General features: G+C 36.7%; 15 protein-coding genes and 2 pseudogenes. 15 read left to right on the forward strand and 2 right to left on the reverse strand.

Features of this window, described 5'->3' with window-relative positions; translation table 11 throughout:
• Positions 1-121 precede the first annotated feature (121 nt).
• The 7 genes and pseudogenes from DN410_RS11050 (at position 122) to glpD (ending at position 7,464) form a co-directional block, all read left to right on the forward strand.
• Positions 122-769, forward strand: a complete 648-nt coding sequence (locus tag DN410_RS11050) for a DUF7018 domain-containing (lipo)protein (RefSeq protein WP_149176524.1) — start codon at positions 122-124, stop codon at positions 767-769.
• A 28-nt stretch (positions 770-797) separates the two neighbouring features.
• Positions 798-1,871, forward strand: coding sequence for a DUF3994 domain-containing protein (locus DN410_RS11055; protein WP_149176525.1), 1,074 nt, complete (start codon positions 798-800; stop codon positions 1,869-1,871).
• Positions 1,872-2,358: 487 nt separating this feature from the next.
• Positions 2,359-2,454, forward strand: a pseudogene (locus tag DN410_RS28415) (DNA-binding protein); the annotation flags it as partial.
• An 80-nt stretch (positions 2,455-2,534) separates the two neighbouring features.
• Positions 2,535-3,095: a glycerol uptake operon antiterminator GlpP gene (gene glpP / locus DN410_RS11060; protein WP_149176526.1), complete on the forward strand. Its 561-nt coding sequence runs from the start codon at positions 2,535-2,537 to the stop codon at positions 3,093-3,095.
• A gap of 227 nt (positions 3,096-3,322) precedes the next feature.
• Positions 3,323-4,144 carry a glycerol uptake facilitator protein GlpF gene (gene glpF, locus DN410_RS11065; protein ID WP_149176527.1) on the forward strand — a complete coding sequence of 274 codons (822 nt, stop codon included), beginning with the start codon at positions 3,323-3,325 and terminating at the stop codon, positions 4,142-4,144.
• A 13-nt stretch (positions 4,145-4,157) separates the two neighbouring features.
• Complete coding sequence (gene glpK / locus DN410_RS11070; protein WP_149176528.1) at positions 4,158-5,648, forward strand: glycerol kinase GlpK; 1,491 nt, start codon at positions 4,158-4,160, stop codon at positions 5,646-5,648.
• 133 nt (positions 5,649-5,781) lie between these two features.
• The gene (gene glpD, locus DN410_RS11075) at positions 5,782-7,464 is read left to right on the forward strand and encodes an aerobic glycerol-3-phosphate dehydrogenase (protein ID WP_149176529.1); all 1,683 of its coding nucleotides are present in this window, start codon (positions 5,782-5,784) and stop codon (positions 7,462-7,464) included.
• A gap of 199 nt (positions 7,465-7,663) precedes the next feature.
• Here glpD and DN410_RS27920 read toward each other — a convergent pair whose 3' ends face one another.
• Positions 7,664-7,828, reverse strand: coding sequence for a hypothetical protein (locus DN410_RS27920; protein WP_000561154.1), 165 nt, complete (start codon positions 7,826-7,828; stop codon positions 7,664-7,666).
• Positions 7,829-8,222: 394 nt separating this feature from the next.
• On the opposite strand from DN410_RS27920, the gene DN410_RS11080 reads away from it, so the two are divergent.
• The 4 genes from DN410_RS11080 (at position 8,223) to DN410_RS11095 (ending at position 11,097) form a co-directional block, all read left to right on the forward strand.
• On the forward strand, positions 8,223-8,633 hold the full coding sequence (locus tag DN410_RS11080) for a DUF2283 domain-containing protein (RefSeq protein WP_149176530.1): 411 nt from the start codon (positions 8,223-8,225) through the stop codon (positions 8,631-8,633).
• Positions 8,634-8,878: 245 nt separating this feature from the next.
• Complete coding sequence (locus DN410_RS11085; RefSeq protein WP_149176531.1) at positions 8,879-9,412, forward strand: sigma-70 family RNA polymerase sigma factor; 534 nt, start codon at positions 8,879-8,881, stop codon at positions 9,410-9,412.
• A 4-nt stretch (positions 9,413-9,416) separates the two neighbouring features.
• Positions 9,417-9,824 carry a PadR family transcriptional regulator gene (locus DN410_RS11090; RefSeq protein ID WP_149176532.1) on the forward strand — a complete coding sequence of 136 codons (408 nt, stop codon included), beginning with the start codon at positions 9,417-9,419 and terminating at the stop codon, positions 9,822-9,824.
• A gap of 7 nt (positions 9,825-9,831) precedes the next feature.
• Complete coding sequence (locus DN410_RS11095) at positions 9,832-11,097, forward strand: FtsW/RodA/SpoVE family cell cycle protein (RefSeq protein ID WP_149176533.1); 1,266 nt, start codon at positions 9,832-9,834, stop codon at positions 11,095-11,097.
• A 57-nt stretch (positions 11,098-11,154) separates the two neighbouring features.
• Here DN410_RS11095 and DN410_RS11100 read toward each other — a convergent pair whose 3' ends face one another.
• A complete protein-coding gene (locus DN410_RS11100; RefSeq protein WP_149176534.1) occupies positions 11,155-11,640 on the reverse strand; it encodes a MarR family winged helix-turn-helix transcriptional regulator in 486 nt (161 codons plus the stop codon).
• A gap of 282 nt (positions 11,641-11,922) precedes the next feature.
• On the opposite strand from DN410_RS11100, the gene DN410_RS11105 reads away from it, so the two are divergent.
• From DN410_RS11105 to DN410_RS11120, 4 genes and pseudogenes are all read left to right on the forward strand, one after another.
• The gene (locus DN410_RS11105; RefSeq protein WP_149176535.1) at positions 11,923-12,288 is read left to right on the forward strand and encodes a DoxX family protein; all 366 of its coding nucleotides are present in this window, start codon (positions 11,923-11,925) and stop codon (positions 12,286-12,288) included.
• A gap of 188 nt (positions 12,289-12,476) precedes the next feature.
• A pseudogene (locus tag DN410_RS11110) lies at positions 12,477-12,659 on the forward strand (MFS transporter); the annotation flags it as partial.
• 22 nt (positions 12,660-12,681) lie between these two features.
• Positions 12,682-14,133, forward strand: a complete 1,452-nt coding sequence (locus DN410_RS11115) for an MDR family MFS transporter (protein ID WP_149176536.1) — start codon at positions 12,682-12,684, stop codon at positions 14,131-14,133.
• 146 nt (positions 14,134-14,279) lie between these two features.
• Positions 14,280-14,825, forward strand: coding sequence for a TetR/AcrR family transcriptional regulator (locus DN410_RS11120; protein ID WP_149176537.1), 546 nt, complete (start codon positions 14,280-14,282; stop codon positions 14,823-14,825).
• Positions 14,826-14,935 lie beyond the last annotated feature (110 nt).

Below are 14,935 nucleotides of genomic sequence, written 5' to 3' on the forward strand. Positions count from 1 at the left end.
ATTATGAATATACAGGAAATCTATGGGGGTAGATTCTAATAAATTATTCTTGGAAAATTTATTAGTTAAGTATATTAACTTGTTTGCACTACATTTTACAAATAAAGGGGTATTAGTAATCATGAAAGCAAAGAAATTAGTAAGTTTAGCGTTACCAGTTATGTTATTGAGCGGTTGTATTACAATTGAAACTGATGGTAAGAAAGCTGAACCAAAGAAAGAAGAAACGCAAAAGGTAGAGAAAGAGAATAAGGCTACTGAAAAAGAGAGTAAGTCAACTGATAGCAAGAAAGAGGATAGCTTATCTGTAGCGAAAGGTGAAGGTACAAACAGTAGTTCATCAAGTAGTCAACAAAGCTCTTCTTCAACTTCTTCAACTGGTAAGGTAACTGGTTCAGATGTTGAAAGGTATAAGGCAGATATCATAAACAGTGCTACTCAAATTGAAGATACAATGAAATTAATTGAAGGAATAGCAGATTCAGACGTAAAAACATACAAACAAAAGAAAAGTGAAGTACAACTGAGTTTAGGTGGAGCGAAGGCAACCGCAACGAAACTGAAGAACCTACAAGCGCCTCCTGAGTTACAGGGAGAACAGGCGAAGATAAAACAATCGATGGAACTGTATGCGGATTGTTTTCAACTTCTCTTTGATGCATTGGACCAAGAAGACGAGAGTAAAATGCATCAAGCAGTAAGCAAAGCGCAAGAAGGTTCAAAACTGTTTGAGGAAGCAGCGAAAAGTATCGGTAGTAAGACCAACTAAGAATAAATTACTTAAAGGGGTATGAGGTATGAAAGTGAAGAAATTAATAGCTACTGCAATTCCAGTTGCCTTATTATTAAGTGGCTGTGTTACAGTAAAAGATTCGGCAAGTAAAGAGGAAAAGACAGAAGAAACAAGCAAATCTAAGGCTGCTGAAACGAAAGAAAAATCAACTAATTCGAAAGAAGAAAGTAAAGATGTTCAAAAGGTTCGAGTTTTGGATGAAGATTATGCACAATATTTATTAGACATTGAACAGGATATGTTAAGACGATTTGATTACTATGATGCTTCTGTAAAGGATTTAAGAAACGGAAGTAAATCAAAAGCTGAGGTATTAGATAGTATTAAAGACATTTATAAAGTATTTGATAAAATAGAGAAGATTTACGCACCACCAAAACATAAAGAAGACCAAAAAGAGATTGAAAGAGCGACGAGTAAACTAAGAGAGACATTTGGTGAAATAGAGAAGTTATTCAGCGATAAAGGATTCAGCTTAGAGACTGATAAGGAAATCTTAAATAAAGCAAATACAAAACTAGAGGAAGCAAAACGTATTTGGAAGCCTACATTCGATAAGTTAAGATCTGAAATAAAAGGTGATACAGCCACAGAAAAATCTACTAGTACAACAAGTGATTCTACACAGGCAAACCCAACTACTGGTAGCCAGGCTCAAACAGATAAAAGTCAAGCTAAAACTGGGGTATTTTCAGGTACAGCTGGTACAAGTGAAGAGTTAGGAATTAGTTATAGAAACATGGAGAAGAACATTAAAGATGGTACTGAGATTATTGGTAATTGGGGTATTGATTACGGTAGTGGTATAAAAACTACGTTAGTACTAAAAGGTGATAAAACATTTGAGTCCTATGCGAATGGTTCTTATCCGAATAAAGATAACTATTTAACAGGAACATATGAGGTAGATGTTCCATCATTCCAGTTATCTTTAAAAGTAACAAAAGCAGTTAAAGACGGTCAAGAAGTAAAGCTAACAAATGATAGTATCATGTATAAATTACAAAACTATGATGGAAACACATTACAAATTTATCATATGGATGATAACGTTCATATTCGGTATGCAAAACAATAAATAATTGGCAAAAACCCCTGTAATAAATTTTACAGGGGTTTTTGTTAGTTCTAATTTTATTTCTTCATTATCTTCCTTGGTGCTATCGATACTAGTATAAGGTGGGAAATGAATAAAATGATTTTCTTTCTGGAGAATGATAAGAAGGGGAATCAGGATAGTGATAAGGATTCGGTTTTATTATAATTATGGGAGCGTGGATAACATGTCGTTATCCACTTTTTTATTTTCTGAAATATATCAACGATTTTTCAAATATATCGAACACAACTTGAAATATATCAACGATTTTTTCAATTTATCGACGATTCGACATGAGATATCGACTTACCGACACGAAACGACAATGTTAAGAAGCACGATTATTGTTCGGGAAATTATTATCGGAGCATAGTATATGAAAGCTACATATTAAATAGCGTCATCATAAGCTGTAACGCACAAGTTGCACAGGACACGCAACGACAACTCGCTTTACTCTTCATCTGTAGCGGATGCACCATACGTAATAAATTTTTTACCTCTCTTATTAATGGTTATAGGTGGCATGGGATCTGATAAGTTGAAGAAAATATATAGATAATGAAGGAATTTCCCTACACTAGCTGTTCTTTCTACTCAAATTGTGTACTATAAAGAATAGATAGGAAGGGGACATATAGAATGGAATTTCATGAACAGAAGATTTTGCCGGCAGTGAGGCAAATTAAAGATTTGGAAAAGTTATTACATAGTTCGTATGAGTATATTGTTATTTTAGATATTCATGTCGGTCAATTGAGGAGTGTTATATCACTTGCGAAGCAATATTGTAAAAAGGTGTTTTTACATGTGGATTTAATTCATGGTTTGCAGAGTGATGGACATGCGACGGAGTATTTATGCCAAGAGTTTAGACCGTACGGGTTACTTTCGACAAAGGCGAGCGTGATTATGAAGGCGAAGCAAAAGGGTGTTGTGGCGATACAACGTATCTTTTTAATCGATTCGAGCGCAATGGAGAAGAGTTGCAATCTGTTAGAAAAGACGAAGCCGGATTATATTGAGGTGCTTCCAGGGGCAATGACGGATATTATCGCTGAAGTGAAAGAGCGTACTGGTGTACCGATTTTAGCGGGTGGTTTCATTCGTACAGTTGATGATGTGGAGAAAGCGTTAAATGCTGGTGCGACAGCAATTACGACATCAAAACGCGAACTATGGAAACATTACCAAAAAAAGTGACGAAAATGTGAAAAAATTCTGTTGACACCGCTTTCACGAGAGGTTAACATTATAGACAAGTTAATAAACGTGACGGAGAAAAGAAGAGATCCACATTTTATTGTTTCTATATATTTTTATATAGAGGCATGTAAGCTGTGGATCTTTTTCTTTTGAAAAAAACGAATGGCCATTCATTTTACCTCTATCACTTTTGAAAGCGTTTAAATTGATTGTGGAGGGATACTATGTCAGCATTTTTAGGAGAGTTAATAGGGACTGCATTGTTAATCTTACTTGGTGGCGGTGTTTGTGCTGGTGTAAGTTTAAAGAAGTCGTTTGCGAAAGATTCTGGTTGGATTGTCATTACAATGGGCTGGGGCTTAGCAGTAGCGGTTGCAGCGTACGCAGTTGGATCAATTAGTGGGGCACATTTGAATCCAGCTTTAACGATAGGATTAGCATTTAAGGGAGCGTTCCCATGGAGTGACGTACCTGGTTATATCGCAGCACAAATGATTGGGGCAATTATCGGGGCAGTTCTTGTATATTTACATTACTTACCACACTGGAAAGAAACAGAAGATCCAGGAACAAAGTTAGGCGTATTTGCAACAGGTCCAGCAATTCCGAACACATTTGCAAACCTTTTAAGTGAAATGATTGGAACATTCATTTTAGTATTTGGTATATTAGCAATTGGTGCAAATAAATTTGCAGATGGATTAAATCCATTTATCGTAGGTTTCTTAATTGTAAGTATTGGTTTATCATTAGGTGGAACGACAGGATACGCAATTAACCCGGCACGTGATTTAGGTCCGCGTATCGCACACTTCTTCCTTCCGATTGCAGGAAAAGGCGGTTCAAACTGGAAGTATGCATGGATTCCAGTAGTAGGTCCGATTTTAGGTGGATCACTTGCAGGATTATTCCATCAAGTTGTATTTGAAGGAAAACAAAATGCAGCACTTATTTATGTGATTATTGCAACTGTGATTGTACTAGCAATCTCTTATATGACAAGTAAAAAAAGCGGAAGCACTACAAATAGTAGAAAAGTAGCATAAGGGGGAAACCGATATGAAAAAATATATTCTTTCATTAGACCAAGGAACAACAAGCTCACGCGCAATTTTGTTCAATAAAAAAGGTGAAATTGTACATTCAGCTCAAAAAGAGTTTACACAACATTTTCCAAAGCCAGGCTGGGTAGAGCATAACGCACAAGAAATTTGGGGATCTATTTTAGCAGTTATCGCAACTTGCTTAAGCGAAGCAGACGTAAAACCAGAACAAATCGCTGGTATCGGTATTACGAACCAACGTGAAACAGCGGTTGTATGGGATAAAGAGACTGGCAAACCAATTTATAACGCAATCGTATGGCAATCTCGCCAAACAGTTGAAATTTGTGATGAGTTAAAAGAAAAAGGCTATAGCGATATCGTTCGCGAAAAAACAGGTCTTTTAATTGATGCATACTTCTCTGGTACGAAAGTAAAATGGATTTTAGATAATGTTGAAGGTGCAAGAGAGAAAGCAGAAAACGGCGAGTTATTATTCGGAACAATTGATACGTGGCTTGTATGGAAACTATCTGGTGGTAAAGCGCACGTAACAGATTACTCAAATGCATCACGCACATTAATGTTTAACATTCATGACTTACAGTGGGATGATGAGCTTCTAGACATGTTAACAGTACCAAAGAGCATGCTTCCAGAAGTACGTCCATCATCTGAAGTTTATGGAGAAACAATTGACTATCATTTCTTCGGTCAAAATGTACCGATTGCAGGTGTAGCTGGTGACCAACAAGCAGCATTATTCGGACAAGCTTGTTTCGGTGAAGGTATGGCGAAAAACACATACGGAACTGGTTGCTTCATGTTAATGAACACAGGTGAAAAAGCAGTAGCTTCTGAGCACGGCCTATTAACAACAATTGCATGGGGAATAGATGGTAAAGTAAACTACGCATTAGAAGGAAGTATTTTCGTAGCAGGTTCTGCAATTCAATGGTTACGCGATGGAATGCGCATGTTTAAAGATGCGAGTGAGAGTGAAGTATATGCTTCTCGCGTTGAATCAACTGACGGTGTATACGTAGTACCAGCATTCGTTGGATTAGGAACACCTTACTGGGATAGTGAAGTACGCGGCGCTATGTTTGGCGTAACGCGCGGTACGACGAAAGAGCATTTCATTCGTGCGACGCTAGAATCTTTAGCTTACCAAACGAAAGATGTATTATGTGCAATGGAAGCAGATTCAGGTATTGAATTAAACACGTTACGCGTTGATGGCGGAGCAGTTAAAAATAACTTCTTAATGAAGTTCCAAAGTGATATTTTAGACGTTCCTGTAGAGCGTCCAGTAATCAATGAAACAACGGCTCTAGGTGCAGCGTATTTAGCTGGTCTTGCGGTTGGATATTGGAAAAACCAAGATGAAATTAAAGAGCAGTGGCATATGGACAAACGCTTTGAACCAACGATGGAAGCGGCAACAAGCGAAGAGCTATATGCTGGATGGAAAAAAGCAATTGAAGCAACAAAAGCTTTCAAATAATCATAAACAGTGTTATAATGGTGACAAGTTAATAATTCGGTAGGAGATTTGGAGAGACCACAACACGCTATAGAGGTGAAATCTATAGCGGAGTTTGTGGTCTCTTTTTTCGTTATCAAAGGGAGGAATTACCATGAAATTTTCAAGTAAACAACGTAAAGACGTATTAAACGGAGTAAATAAACAAGAGTTAGATGTGATCGTAATTGGTGGAGGTATTACTGGTTCTGGTATTGCATTAGATGGAGCAACACGCGGATTATCTACAATTGTGTTTGAAATGCAGGACTTTGCAGCAGGTACATCAAGTCGTTCAACGAAGCTTGTACACGGTGGTCTACGTTATTTAAAACAGCTTGAAGTGAAAATGGTAGCAGAGGTGGGGAAAGAGCGTGCGATTGTATATGAGAACGGTCCCCATGTAACAACACCAGAGTGGATGTTACTTCCGTTCCATACAGGCGGTACGTTCGGATCATTCAGTACATCAATTGGTCTTCGTGTATACGACTTCTTAGCAGGCGTAAAACGAAGCGAGCGTAGAAAAATGTTTAACCGTGAAGAAACATTGAAGAAAGAGCCTCTTGTAAAACAAGAAGGATTAAAAGGCGGCGGTTACTACGTAGAATATCGTACAGACGATGCTCGTCTTACAATTGAAGTAATGAAGGAAGCAATTGAGCATGGCGCAAAAGCTGTTAACTACGCAAAAGTAGATAGTTTCTTATATAAAGATGGAAAAGTATGTGGTGTACGTGTAATCGATTTACTAGACGGTGAAGTATACGAAGTTTACGGTAAGAAAATTGTAAACGCAGCTGGCCCTTGGGTAGATACACTTCGTGAAAAAGATAACTCGAAAAAAGGAAAAGTACTTCAGTTATCAAAAGGTGTTCACTTAGTAATTGACCAAAAACGTTTCCCGTTAGGTCAAGCGATTTACTTCGATACACCAGATAAACGTATGGTGTTCGCGATTCCTCGCGGCGGAAAAACATATGTAGGTACAACAGATACGTTCTATGATAAAGACGCAGCTGTACCGCAAATGACAACAGAAGATCGCACATACATCATTAATGCGATTAACTACATGTTCCCAAGCGTAAAAATTACGGAAAAAGATGTTGAATCAAGCTGGGCTGGTGTACGTCCGTTAATTTACGAAGAAGGTAAGAGTGCATCTGAAATTTCTCGTAAAGACGAAATTTGGACTTCTGAATCTGGCTTAATTACAATCGCAGGTGGTAAATTAACAGGATACCGCAAAATGGCTGAAATGGTAGTAGACTACGTAACGAACTTACTACAAAAAGAAGGTCATAGTGCATATCCGAAGAGCGACACGAAACATATGCCAATCTCTGGTGGACATGTAGATGGTTCACACGGATTCACAGCATTTGTTGCGAAAAAAGCTGGCGAAGGTACGAAATATGGTTTAACGACAGAACAAGCGGAAGAATTCGCGAAATTCTACGGCTCTAACGTTGACGTACTGTTCGAATTAGCGAAAAAACATAAAAACGAAGCGAAAGAATACAACATGCCGCTTGACGTTCTAATCCCGCTTGTATACGCAATGGATTACGAAATGACAGCAAAACCAGTTGACTTCTTCGTACGCCGCAGAGGCGCTGTATTCTTCAACATCCACTGGGTATACGAGTGGAAAGAAGCAGTAATCAACTACATGGCTGTGAAACTAGGCTGGAGCAAAGAAGAGCAAATGAAATACACAGCAGAACTAGAAAAAGCATTAACAGACGCTGTAATTCCTGTAGATCAACAAGAGCAGGCAGCTGCGTTAGCGTAAAATAGAGAACCACCTGAAGGGGAGCCTTTAGGTGGTTTTTTATCTTGACTAAAAATAATTAGAATGTGTTACAATGATGATAGAGTATGTAGTATGAATTTTGCATAAAATAAAGAAGACAGAAGCCTGAGAAACTTCTGCCTTGTGTAACCTAACTTGCTATTGTGGTGGTAGTAGGTGCGGTTATAAGACAATTACATTAACGTTTTAGCCGAGAACCGCCCTTACCTTTTCCACGAAGCAGGGTGGTTCTCGCTTTTTTGTATACAGAAATTAGCCATGGACCGACGTATCTTCTACCGATGACAACGCCAGCTCCGGTTAGGATACCATACACTAATTTAATTACAAACATCGCGATCATATTATCACCTCCCCCCTTTTTTCAAAATGGAAGAGATGATTACCACACCTACTAGTTATAGCGTATTAAGTTACGTATTAATTGTATTATGTTTTAAAACAGGGAACAAGACATATGGATAAAAAGCTCTAGTTTTAAATGATGGATTAGTGTGTAAAGTGTGGTTTGTCATATACAACTTTATTTCTTGTTAAATAAAAAAAGGATACTGATAACAACGTTCAAATGAAATACAAAACAGAACTAGAAAAAGCAGTAGATCAACAAGAACAAACAGCTACGTTAAGTATAGAATTTCAAATACTACACTTGTATTTTATAACCGAAAAACCTAATATTTAGTTTATTGAGAGAAGTTTCATACAAAAAATAAGATACCAATATGAGGTGTATCATGAAAAAATTAATTACTTACGACCCTGAAATCCAGATGGCTTATCTGTATGTAATTCCATTTACTTCAGAAATTAAGATTGAATCGACTGAAGAATTAGAAGAAAATCCAAAACTGAATGTAGATATAGATCAATTTGATCGCATAGTAGGGATTGAGTTTTTTGGAGAAAATGCTCGTAAATTAAAAGCATTAACAAACTTGAGTAAAATATATAAAAAGAAAACTTCAAATAATAACAACTACATATACTCATTTCGGATTTCTCAGGACAATCATTTGCAAAAAGTAGCATTGCATCATGTTGTATTTTATTTTGCAGATAATCAGTATGAAGAGTTTATTGGTTTCGATATTATCAAGCCATCCTTGTATGGTTATGACATATTAGACTCTTTAAGTGAGTTTTAGGAAGAAGGAGGGCCCCTGATTAAATGGGTTCTTTTTTGTTCTTGAAGGGAGATTTCAAAATTAAAAAGCGCCTTGGGAGAAAGACGCTCTTTAGGTGAATGTATTGTAACGAATATTCGGTTTATTATATGTAATTTGCTGAGGAAGTGCTTTATAAAAAAAGTTATTGCCGACCGTATTTTTTATGAATGTATAAAACTTTTCCATAGGTTGCGTCGTCTAATATATGGGAAGGAGGAAATGATGTGGATGAATTAACGGTAGAAGCGTTTGAAATAGAAGATAAGGAGGACCTTATCGATGAAATAATGAACAAGTATGGACAAGAAGTCCTGCAGCTTGTGTATTCATATGTGAATAATAAAGAGGTTGCGGAGGATTTAACGCAAGATATATTTGTGAAATGCTATAAGTCTCTTCATACATATAAAGGGAATTCGAATGTGAAAACGTGGTTATGGAGAATTGCGATTAATCATTGTAAGGACTATATAAAAAGTTGGTATAACAAAAAAGTTATCGTTACAGAGGATGACTTTACGTATATGGAGAGTCAAAAAGAAAGTGTGGAACAAACAGTTATTCAAAATGCAGAGGATAGTAGGCTGGCTTCTGCAGTAATGAATTTACCGATAAAATATCGAGAAGTCATTTATCTATTTTATTATGAAGAGTTATCAATTAAAGAGATTGCTACAGTAATAGAAGTGAAGGAAAATACGATAAAAACGAGACTGAAAAAAGCAAAGGAACTTTTGAAGGAAGGATTGGAGGAATAATCAAATGGAAGATCGATTAAAAGGTTTGCGAAAATCAATGGAGAACATAACGTTTAAACATTTGAGTTTTTCTGAGCAGCATCGGAAGCGGGTGCGTGAAAAAATCAATCAATCGTCCGAAAAGGAAGAAGATATCCTTTTAGCAGTGTTGCAACTTCTTATGAATGAAAAAACAGGTTATGAATTGATTCAGTTACTGCGTGGGAGAGGGATTCAAAAATTCGAAGGTGATGAAGGTTCTCTATACACTTTATTACATCGTCTAGAACAGAATCGCTTTATCCAATCTAGCTGGGACCACGCGGGAGCTAAATATTATCAATTAAATGATAAAGGAAACAAGATGCTACGAAAGGCAGAGAAGAATGCTACGAAGGCACGATTTATATTAAAAGGCTTAGTACAGGAGTGAGAAAAAATTGAACAAAAAAGGGGAGCGTTTTTTAAAGGAAGTTACGAACCATATTAAATCAAAAGAAGCGAAGGACTTAGTAGCAACTGAACTAAATTTTCACTTAAAACAGGCGAAGAATATGTGGATAGAAAAAGGGTTAAGTGAGGAAGTTGCTGAAGATAAGGCCGTTGAACAAATGGGAAGTCCAGTCAAACTTGGGCAAGAGCTTAACAAACTGCATAAGCCAAAGGTTGATTGGTTCCTACTTATTTTATTAGTGGCTGCGATGGGGCTAGGATTTTTGCCAGTTATAGCCTTTGGATATATGAATGATTTACTAATGGATAAGGTGATATCTGTTGTTCTTGGTATTGCAACAGCGTTAGGGATGATGCTGATTGATTATCGGAAGTTAGAGAGATTAGGATGGTTGTTTTATACAATTGGGGTACTTATCTTGTTCATGCTATACTGCTTTCCGAATGCTGGGATGCTTGGAGAACCGATAATAAAAGTTGGTCCTATTGCAATTGACCGTTTAATGGCAGTGCCGTTCTTTTTTCTAGCTTGGGCTTCTTTTTTCAATAATAGTAGATTGAAAGTTAGGTATCTTGTAGTGTTGTATTTATTTTCTTTGTATTTATTCTTAATTGGCGCAGCCTTTTCAGTGATTTTTATTTATATCACGATGGTATTCGTTATGCTTTGGTGGAGTAAGTTAGGAAAGAAAACGGCAGTAATTATTACAATTGTACCAATCTGTTTATTGATTATAAGGGCGTCTTTTTCCTGGCCCTCAGTAAAAGGATATCATTTGGATAGATTTTTAGGGTATTTGAATCCAGAGCGTGATGCACAGGGCGCAGGCTTTATGTATATACGTTTAAAAGAGGTAATGTCGTCAGCAGGTTGGTTTGGTACATATGGAGATGTAAAGCGCATCCCTAATCCAGATACTGATTTTGTATTTGCAAGTTTGACTTATTATTATGGATATGTGCTTGCACTGGTCCTTGTTTTAATTCTTTCTCTTTTTGTAGCACGGCTAATGTTCATATCTTATAAAATAAATGATCGGTATGGTAAATTGCTTCTCATTGGAGGGATGACTCTTTTCGTAGTTCAATTCCTTTATAACGTTGGTATGATTTTAGGTTTATTACCGATTGCTGGGATATCCTTACCTTTTATTAGTTATGGATTAACACCAACTGTATTTCATGCGCTTTTAATGGGAGTCGTGCTAAGTGTATATAGGCGTAAAGATATTCCAGCGAGAAAGTCAGCTTAAAAAACAAACCACCCGTTCCCTATATTTTTTAGGGTGTAGGTGGTTTTATTTACATACTTAACAAGTTTTTCCGTTTTCAGCTTCTTCGCATGAATCAGGAATTTGCTTATCTTTTATTAATTGTAATAGAAGTTCAAAAAACTGCTCACGCTGCTCTAATGTGAGGTTTTGCAAAATATCGTTTGCGACTTTGTCTTGGAAAGCGAGCGCCTGCTCCATATTGGAATGCGCGCGTTCAGTAAGTTGAATTAATGTAGCTCGGCGATCAGTTGGATCTGGTATACGAACTAGGAGCTTGTCTTGTTCGAGTGCATCGACAAAATCGGTAACTGTACGTGCTTTGACGCCTAATTTAGCAGCTAATGCATTCATTCGAATGGGGCCATTTTCAGAAACGGTAGATAGAACGCGTAGCCTAGGACCTGTTAGATGATAAGGTGTGTCAAGAGCTGACAATTGAGATTGAAATTCTCTTTGAACATAGTTGGTCGATTGCATTAATATATGGATGATATCTATTGCAGCTGGATAATTTGATTTCATGAATGGGATGACCTCCTCATTATTTTGTAGTTCATTTTTGCACGTTTCATAAATATATTGTAGATTATTAGTGAGTATCCTCTCTATATTATAAACGATTAGTGAGTAACCTCATTATATCGTATGCTCATAATGTGTAATAGCGGGATAATTACTATTATAACTGATGCTCATGCCTATAGAAAACGATAATAGAGCGAGGTGTATCTATGTAAGGAATTTCAAATCGTTTTAGTATTCAATAGCAATACCCTAAAAAATATATGTAACGGAGGATTGTACATGACTATTGTAGCATTAGTACTTCAATGTTTATTAATTTTTGCATTTTTCTTTTCAAGTGTGAGTAAAATTGCGGGAGCAAAAATGCAAGTAGAAGCTTTCGCTCATTTAGGTTTACCTCAATGGTTCAGAATTGCGACAGGTTGGATCGCTTTAGCAGGAGTGGCGGGACTGATTTTTGGTTTCTGGAATGAGGTCGTATTAGTTTTAGCAGCATTATGGATTGCTTGTATTATGTTAGGAGCTGTATTGTCCCATATGCGTGTTAAAGATCCAATTGGAAAAGTAATGCCGGCAGCAGTGCTTATGATTTTAGCGCTAATTCTTGCATTCGTTCATTCTTCAGCAGTAACAGAACTTCTGTAAAGTAAATTGTAGTTTAGTAGATTTGGTTGAATAGAGGTAGAAACTGAGCACGTACGGTAAAAATGATATCCTCATTATAATAAAATAGTGAGGATATTCATTATGTTGATACTCACTTAAATTTGTATAGATTATGGGAAAGAGAAAAGGAGGTCTACACGATGGTAGATAATTCAACACAAAATGCGGATAATGGTTCTACTTCGCTACAACTCAATCCTTTTGTTGCAAATCAAGCTGCAAATATGTATAGTAATATCTTCGGCGTGATGTCATTATTGATCCTACTTGTAGTTGTGCTCTACCATTTTCAATTTGGCATGGGCGTTTCTACGTTAAATATGACTAACAAAGGTAGTAAAAATTTATAAAAGAATACGAGGAGGTTTATGTATGAATGCTCAAACTGCGTCTGTTTCTTCGCAGTCAAAGGATTTTGACAATGTGAAAAGACTCCCAATTTTAATATCAATGATCATTGGAGCGTTTTTCACCATTTTGAATGAAACATTATTGAACGTTGCTTTTCCGCAATTGATGATTGAGTTGAATGTAACACCGTCGACTCTTCAATGGCTTTCAACAGGGTACATGCTTGTAGTTGCTGTACTAATTCCAGCTTCTGCTTTATTAGTACAATGGTTTACAACAAGACAAGTATTCATAGGTGCTATGGTGGTCTTTACTTTCGGTACATTTGTAAGTGCGATTGCACCTGGATTTTCTATACTATTGGTGGGTCGCTTGTTACAAGCGGCAGGTACGGGATTAATGATGCCTGTATTAATGAATACGATTCTTCTTCTATATCCTCCTGAAAAGAGAGGGGCGGCAATGGGGAGTATTGGGCTTGTAATCATGTTCGCCCCTGCCATTGGGCCGACACTTTCAGGGCTCATTTTGGAAACATTGAATTGGAGATGGCTATTTTATTTCGTTCTTCCATTTGCAATTTTTTCTATCGTTTTTGCGTTTATTTATTTGAAAAATGTCTCAGAGCCTACTAAACCAAAGGTAGATGTGTTATCTATTCTTTTATCTACAATTGGATTTGGCGGGATTGTTTATGGATTTAGTAGCTCAGGTGAAGGTTGGGATAGTTTCCAAGTATATGGCATAATCCTAATTGGTCTTGTAGCAATTCTATTCTTCGTATTACGTCAATTGAAATTGAAAGAGCCATTACTAGATCTTAGTGCATTTAAATATCCGATGTTTACGCTAACGACAATTTTATTGACGATCATGATGATGACGATGTTCTCGACAATGACGTTACTACCATTTCTATTTCAAGGTGCTTTAGGCTTAACTGTCTATGCAACTGGTCTTATTATGCTTCCAGGTAGCCTATTGAATGGTCTGCTTTCTCCAGTTTCAGGGAAGCTCTTTGATAAATTTGGCCCAAGAGCGCTTATTATTCCTGGTACGATATTATTAGCAGGTGTGATGTGGTTCTTTACACAAGTAACGGCAGATACGTCTAAAATAACTTTCATCCTATTACATGTCACTATGATGGTATCCATTTCAATGATTATGATGCCAGCGCAAACGAACGGTTTGAACCAACTTCCGAAGCGATTTTATCCTCACGGAACAGCTATTTTGAATACTCTATCACAAGTAGCTGGTGCGGTAGGAGTTGCTTTCTTTATTAGCGTTATGACTTCCGGGCAAAAGAAATATTTGGATGCATCTTCAAATCCAACTGACCCGGCTCAATTGACGGAAGCGATGGTTTCAGGCGTGCATAACGCATTTACGATTGGCTTTGGTTTGGCGCTACTTGCAGTTGTTGTAGCTTTATTTATAAAACGTTCGCAGACTTCGGGAAATGAATAGAGGGGTTTCGCTAATTCATTTTTTAACACTGTAAAACACCTTGATAATTATCAAGGTGTTTTTTGTAATATACAAAAAGAATTCACTATTATAACCAACTACGGCATACTAAAAGTACAACAAAAGTTACAGGGAGGACAAATAAATTGAGTAACCTCACTCGTTTACGTACACAAATTTTAATAACAAATACTTTTATGGAATTATTAAAAGAAAAACCATTCTCAGCTATTACAATTAATCACATTTGCGAAAAAGCAATGATACATAGAAGTACGTTTTATCGCTATTACGTTGATAAGTATGAGCTTTTTAGTGCTACGGTAAATGCTGTCGCCATAGAGCTCTTTGAACAAACTAAGCAAGGTTTGAATTTAGAACGTACATTTTTTGAAGAAGTAATTGACTACATAGATGTGAATCGTGCGTTGTTTTTTAACGTTACGAGTAAAAATAATAGCCGTGAATTATATGATAAGTTGATTCAACTTGGTGGGGAGGCTTTACATGAAAATGCAGCGCAATATAACGACCCTCTTTCAAGGCAAATCCAAAATTCGGATTATCCAAATGTATTATGTGATTTTTACTGTAGTGGATTTTTTGAGATTATAAAGAAATGGATTAATAATGAATATCCGTATTCAAAAGAAGAACTGATCCATATCGTTAATAATTTTCTCATAAAGTGAAACTTTAATCAGTGAGGGCTTCATCCCCACTGATTATCAGCCCTCACCAATCGGGCATTTACGGACAGTTGATCCCCAAGCTAACTTTTTTGCTTTCGCTGAATTTTGAG

The sequence above is a fragment of the Bacillus sp. SH5-2 genome (genome assembly GCF_008368905.1).
GTDB classification, from domain to species: domain Bacteria; phylum Bacillota; class Bacilli; order Bacillales; family Bacillaceae_G; genus Bacillus_A; species Bacillus_A luti.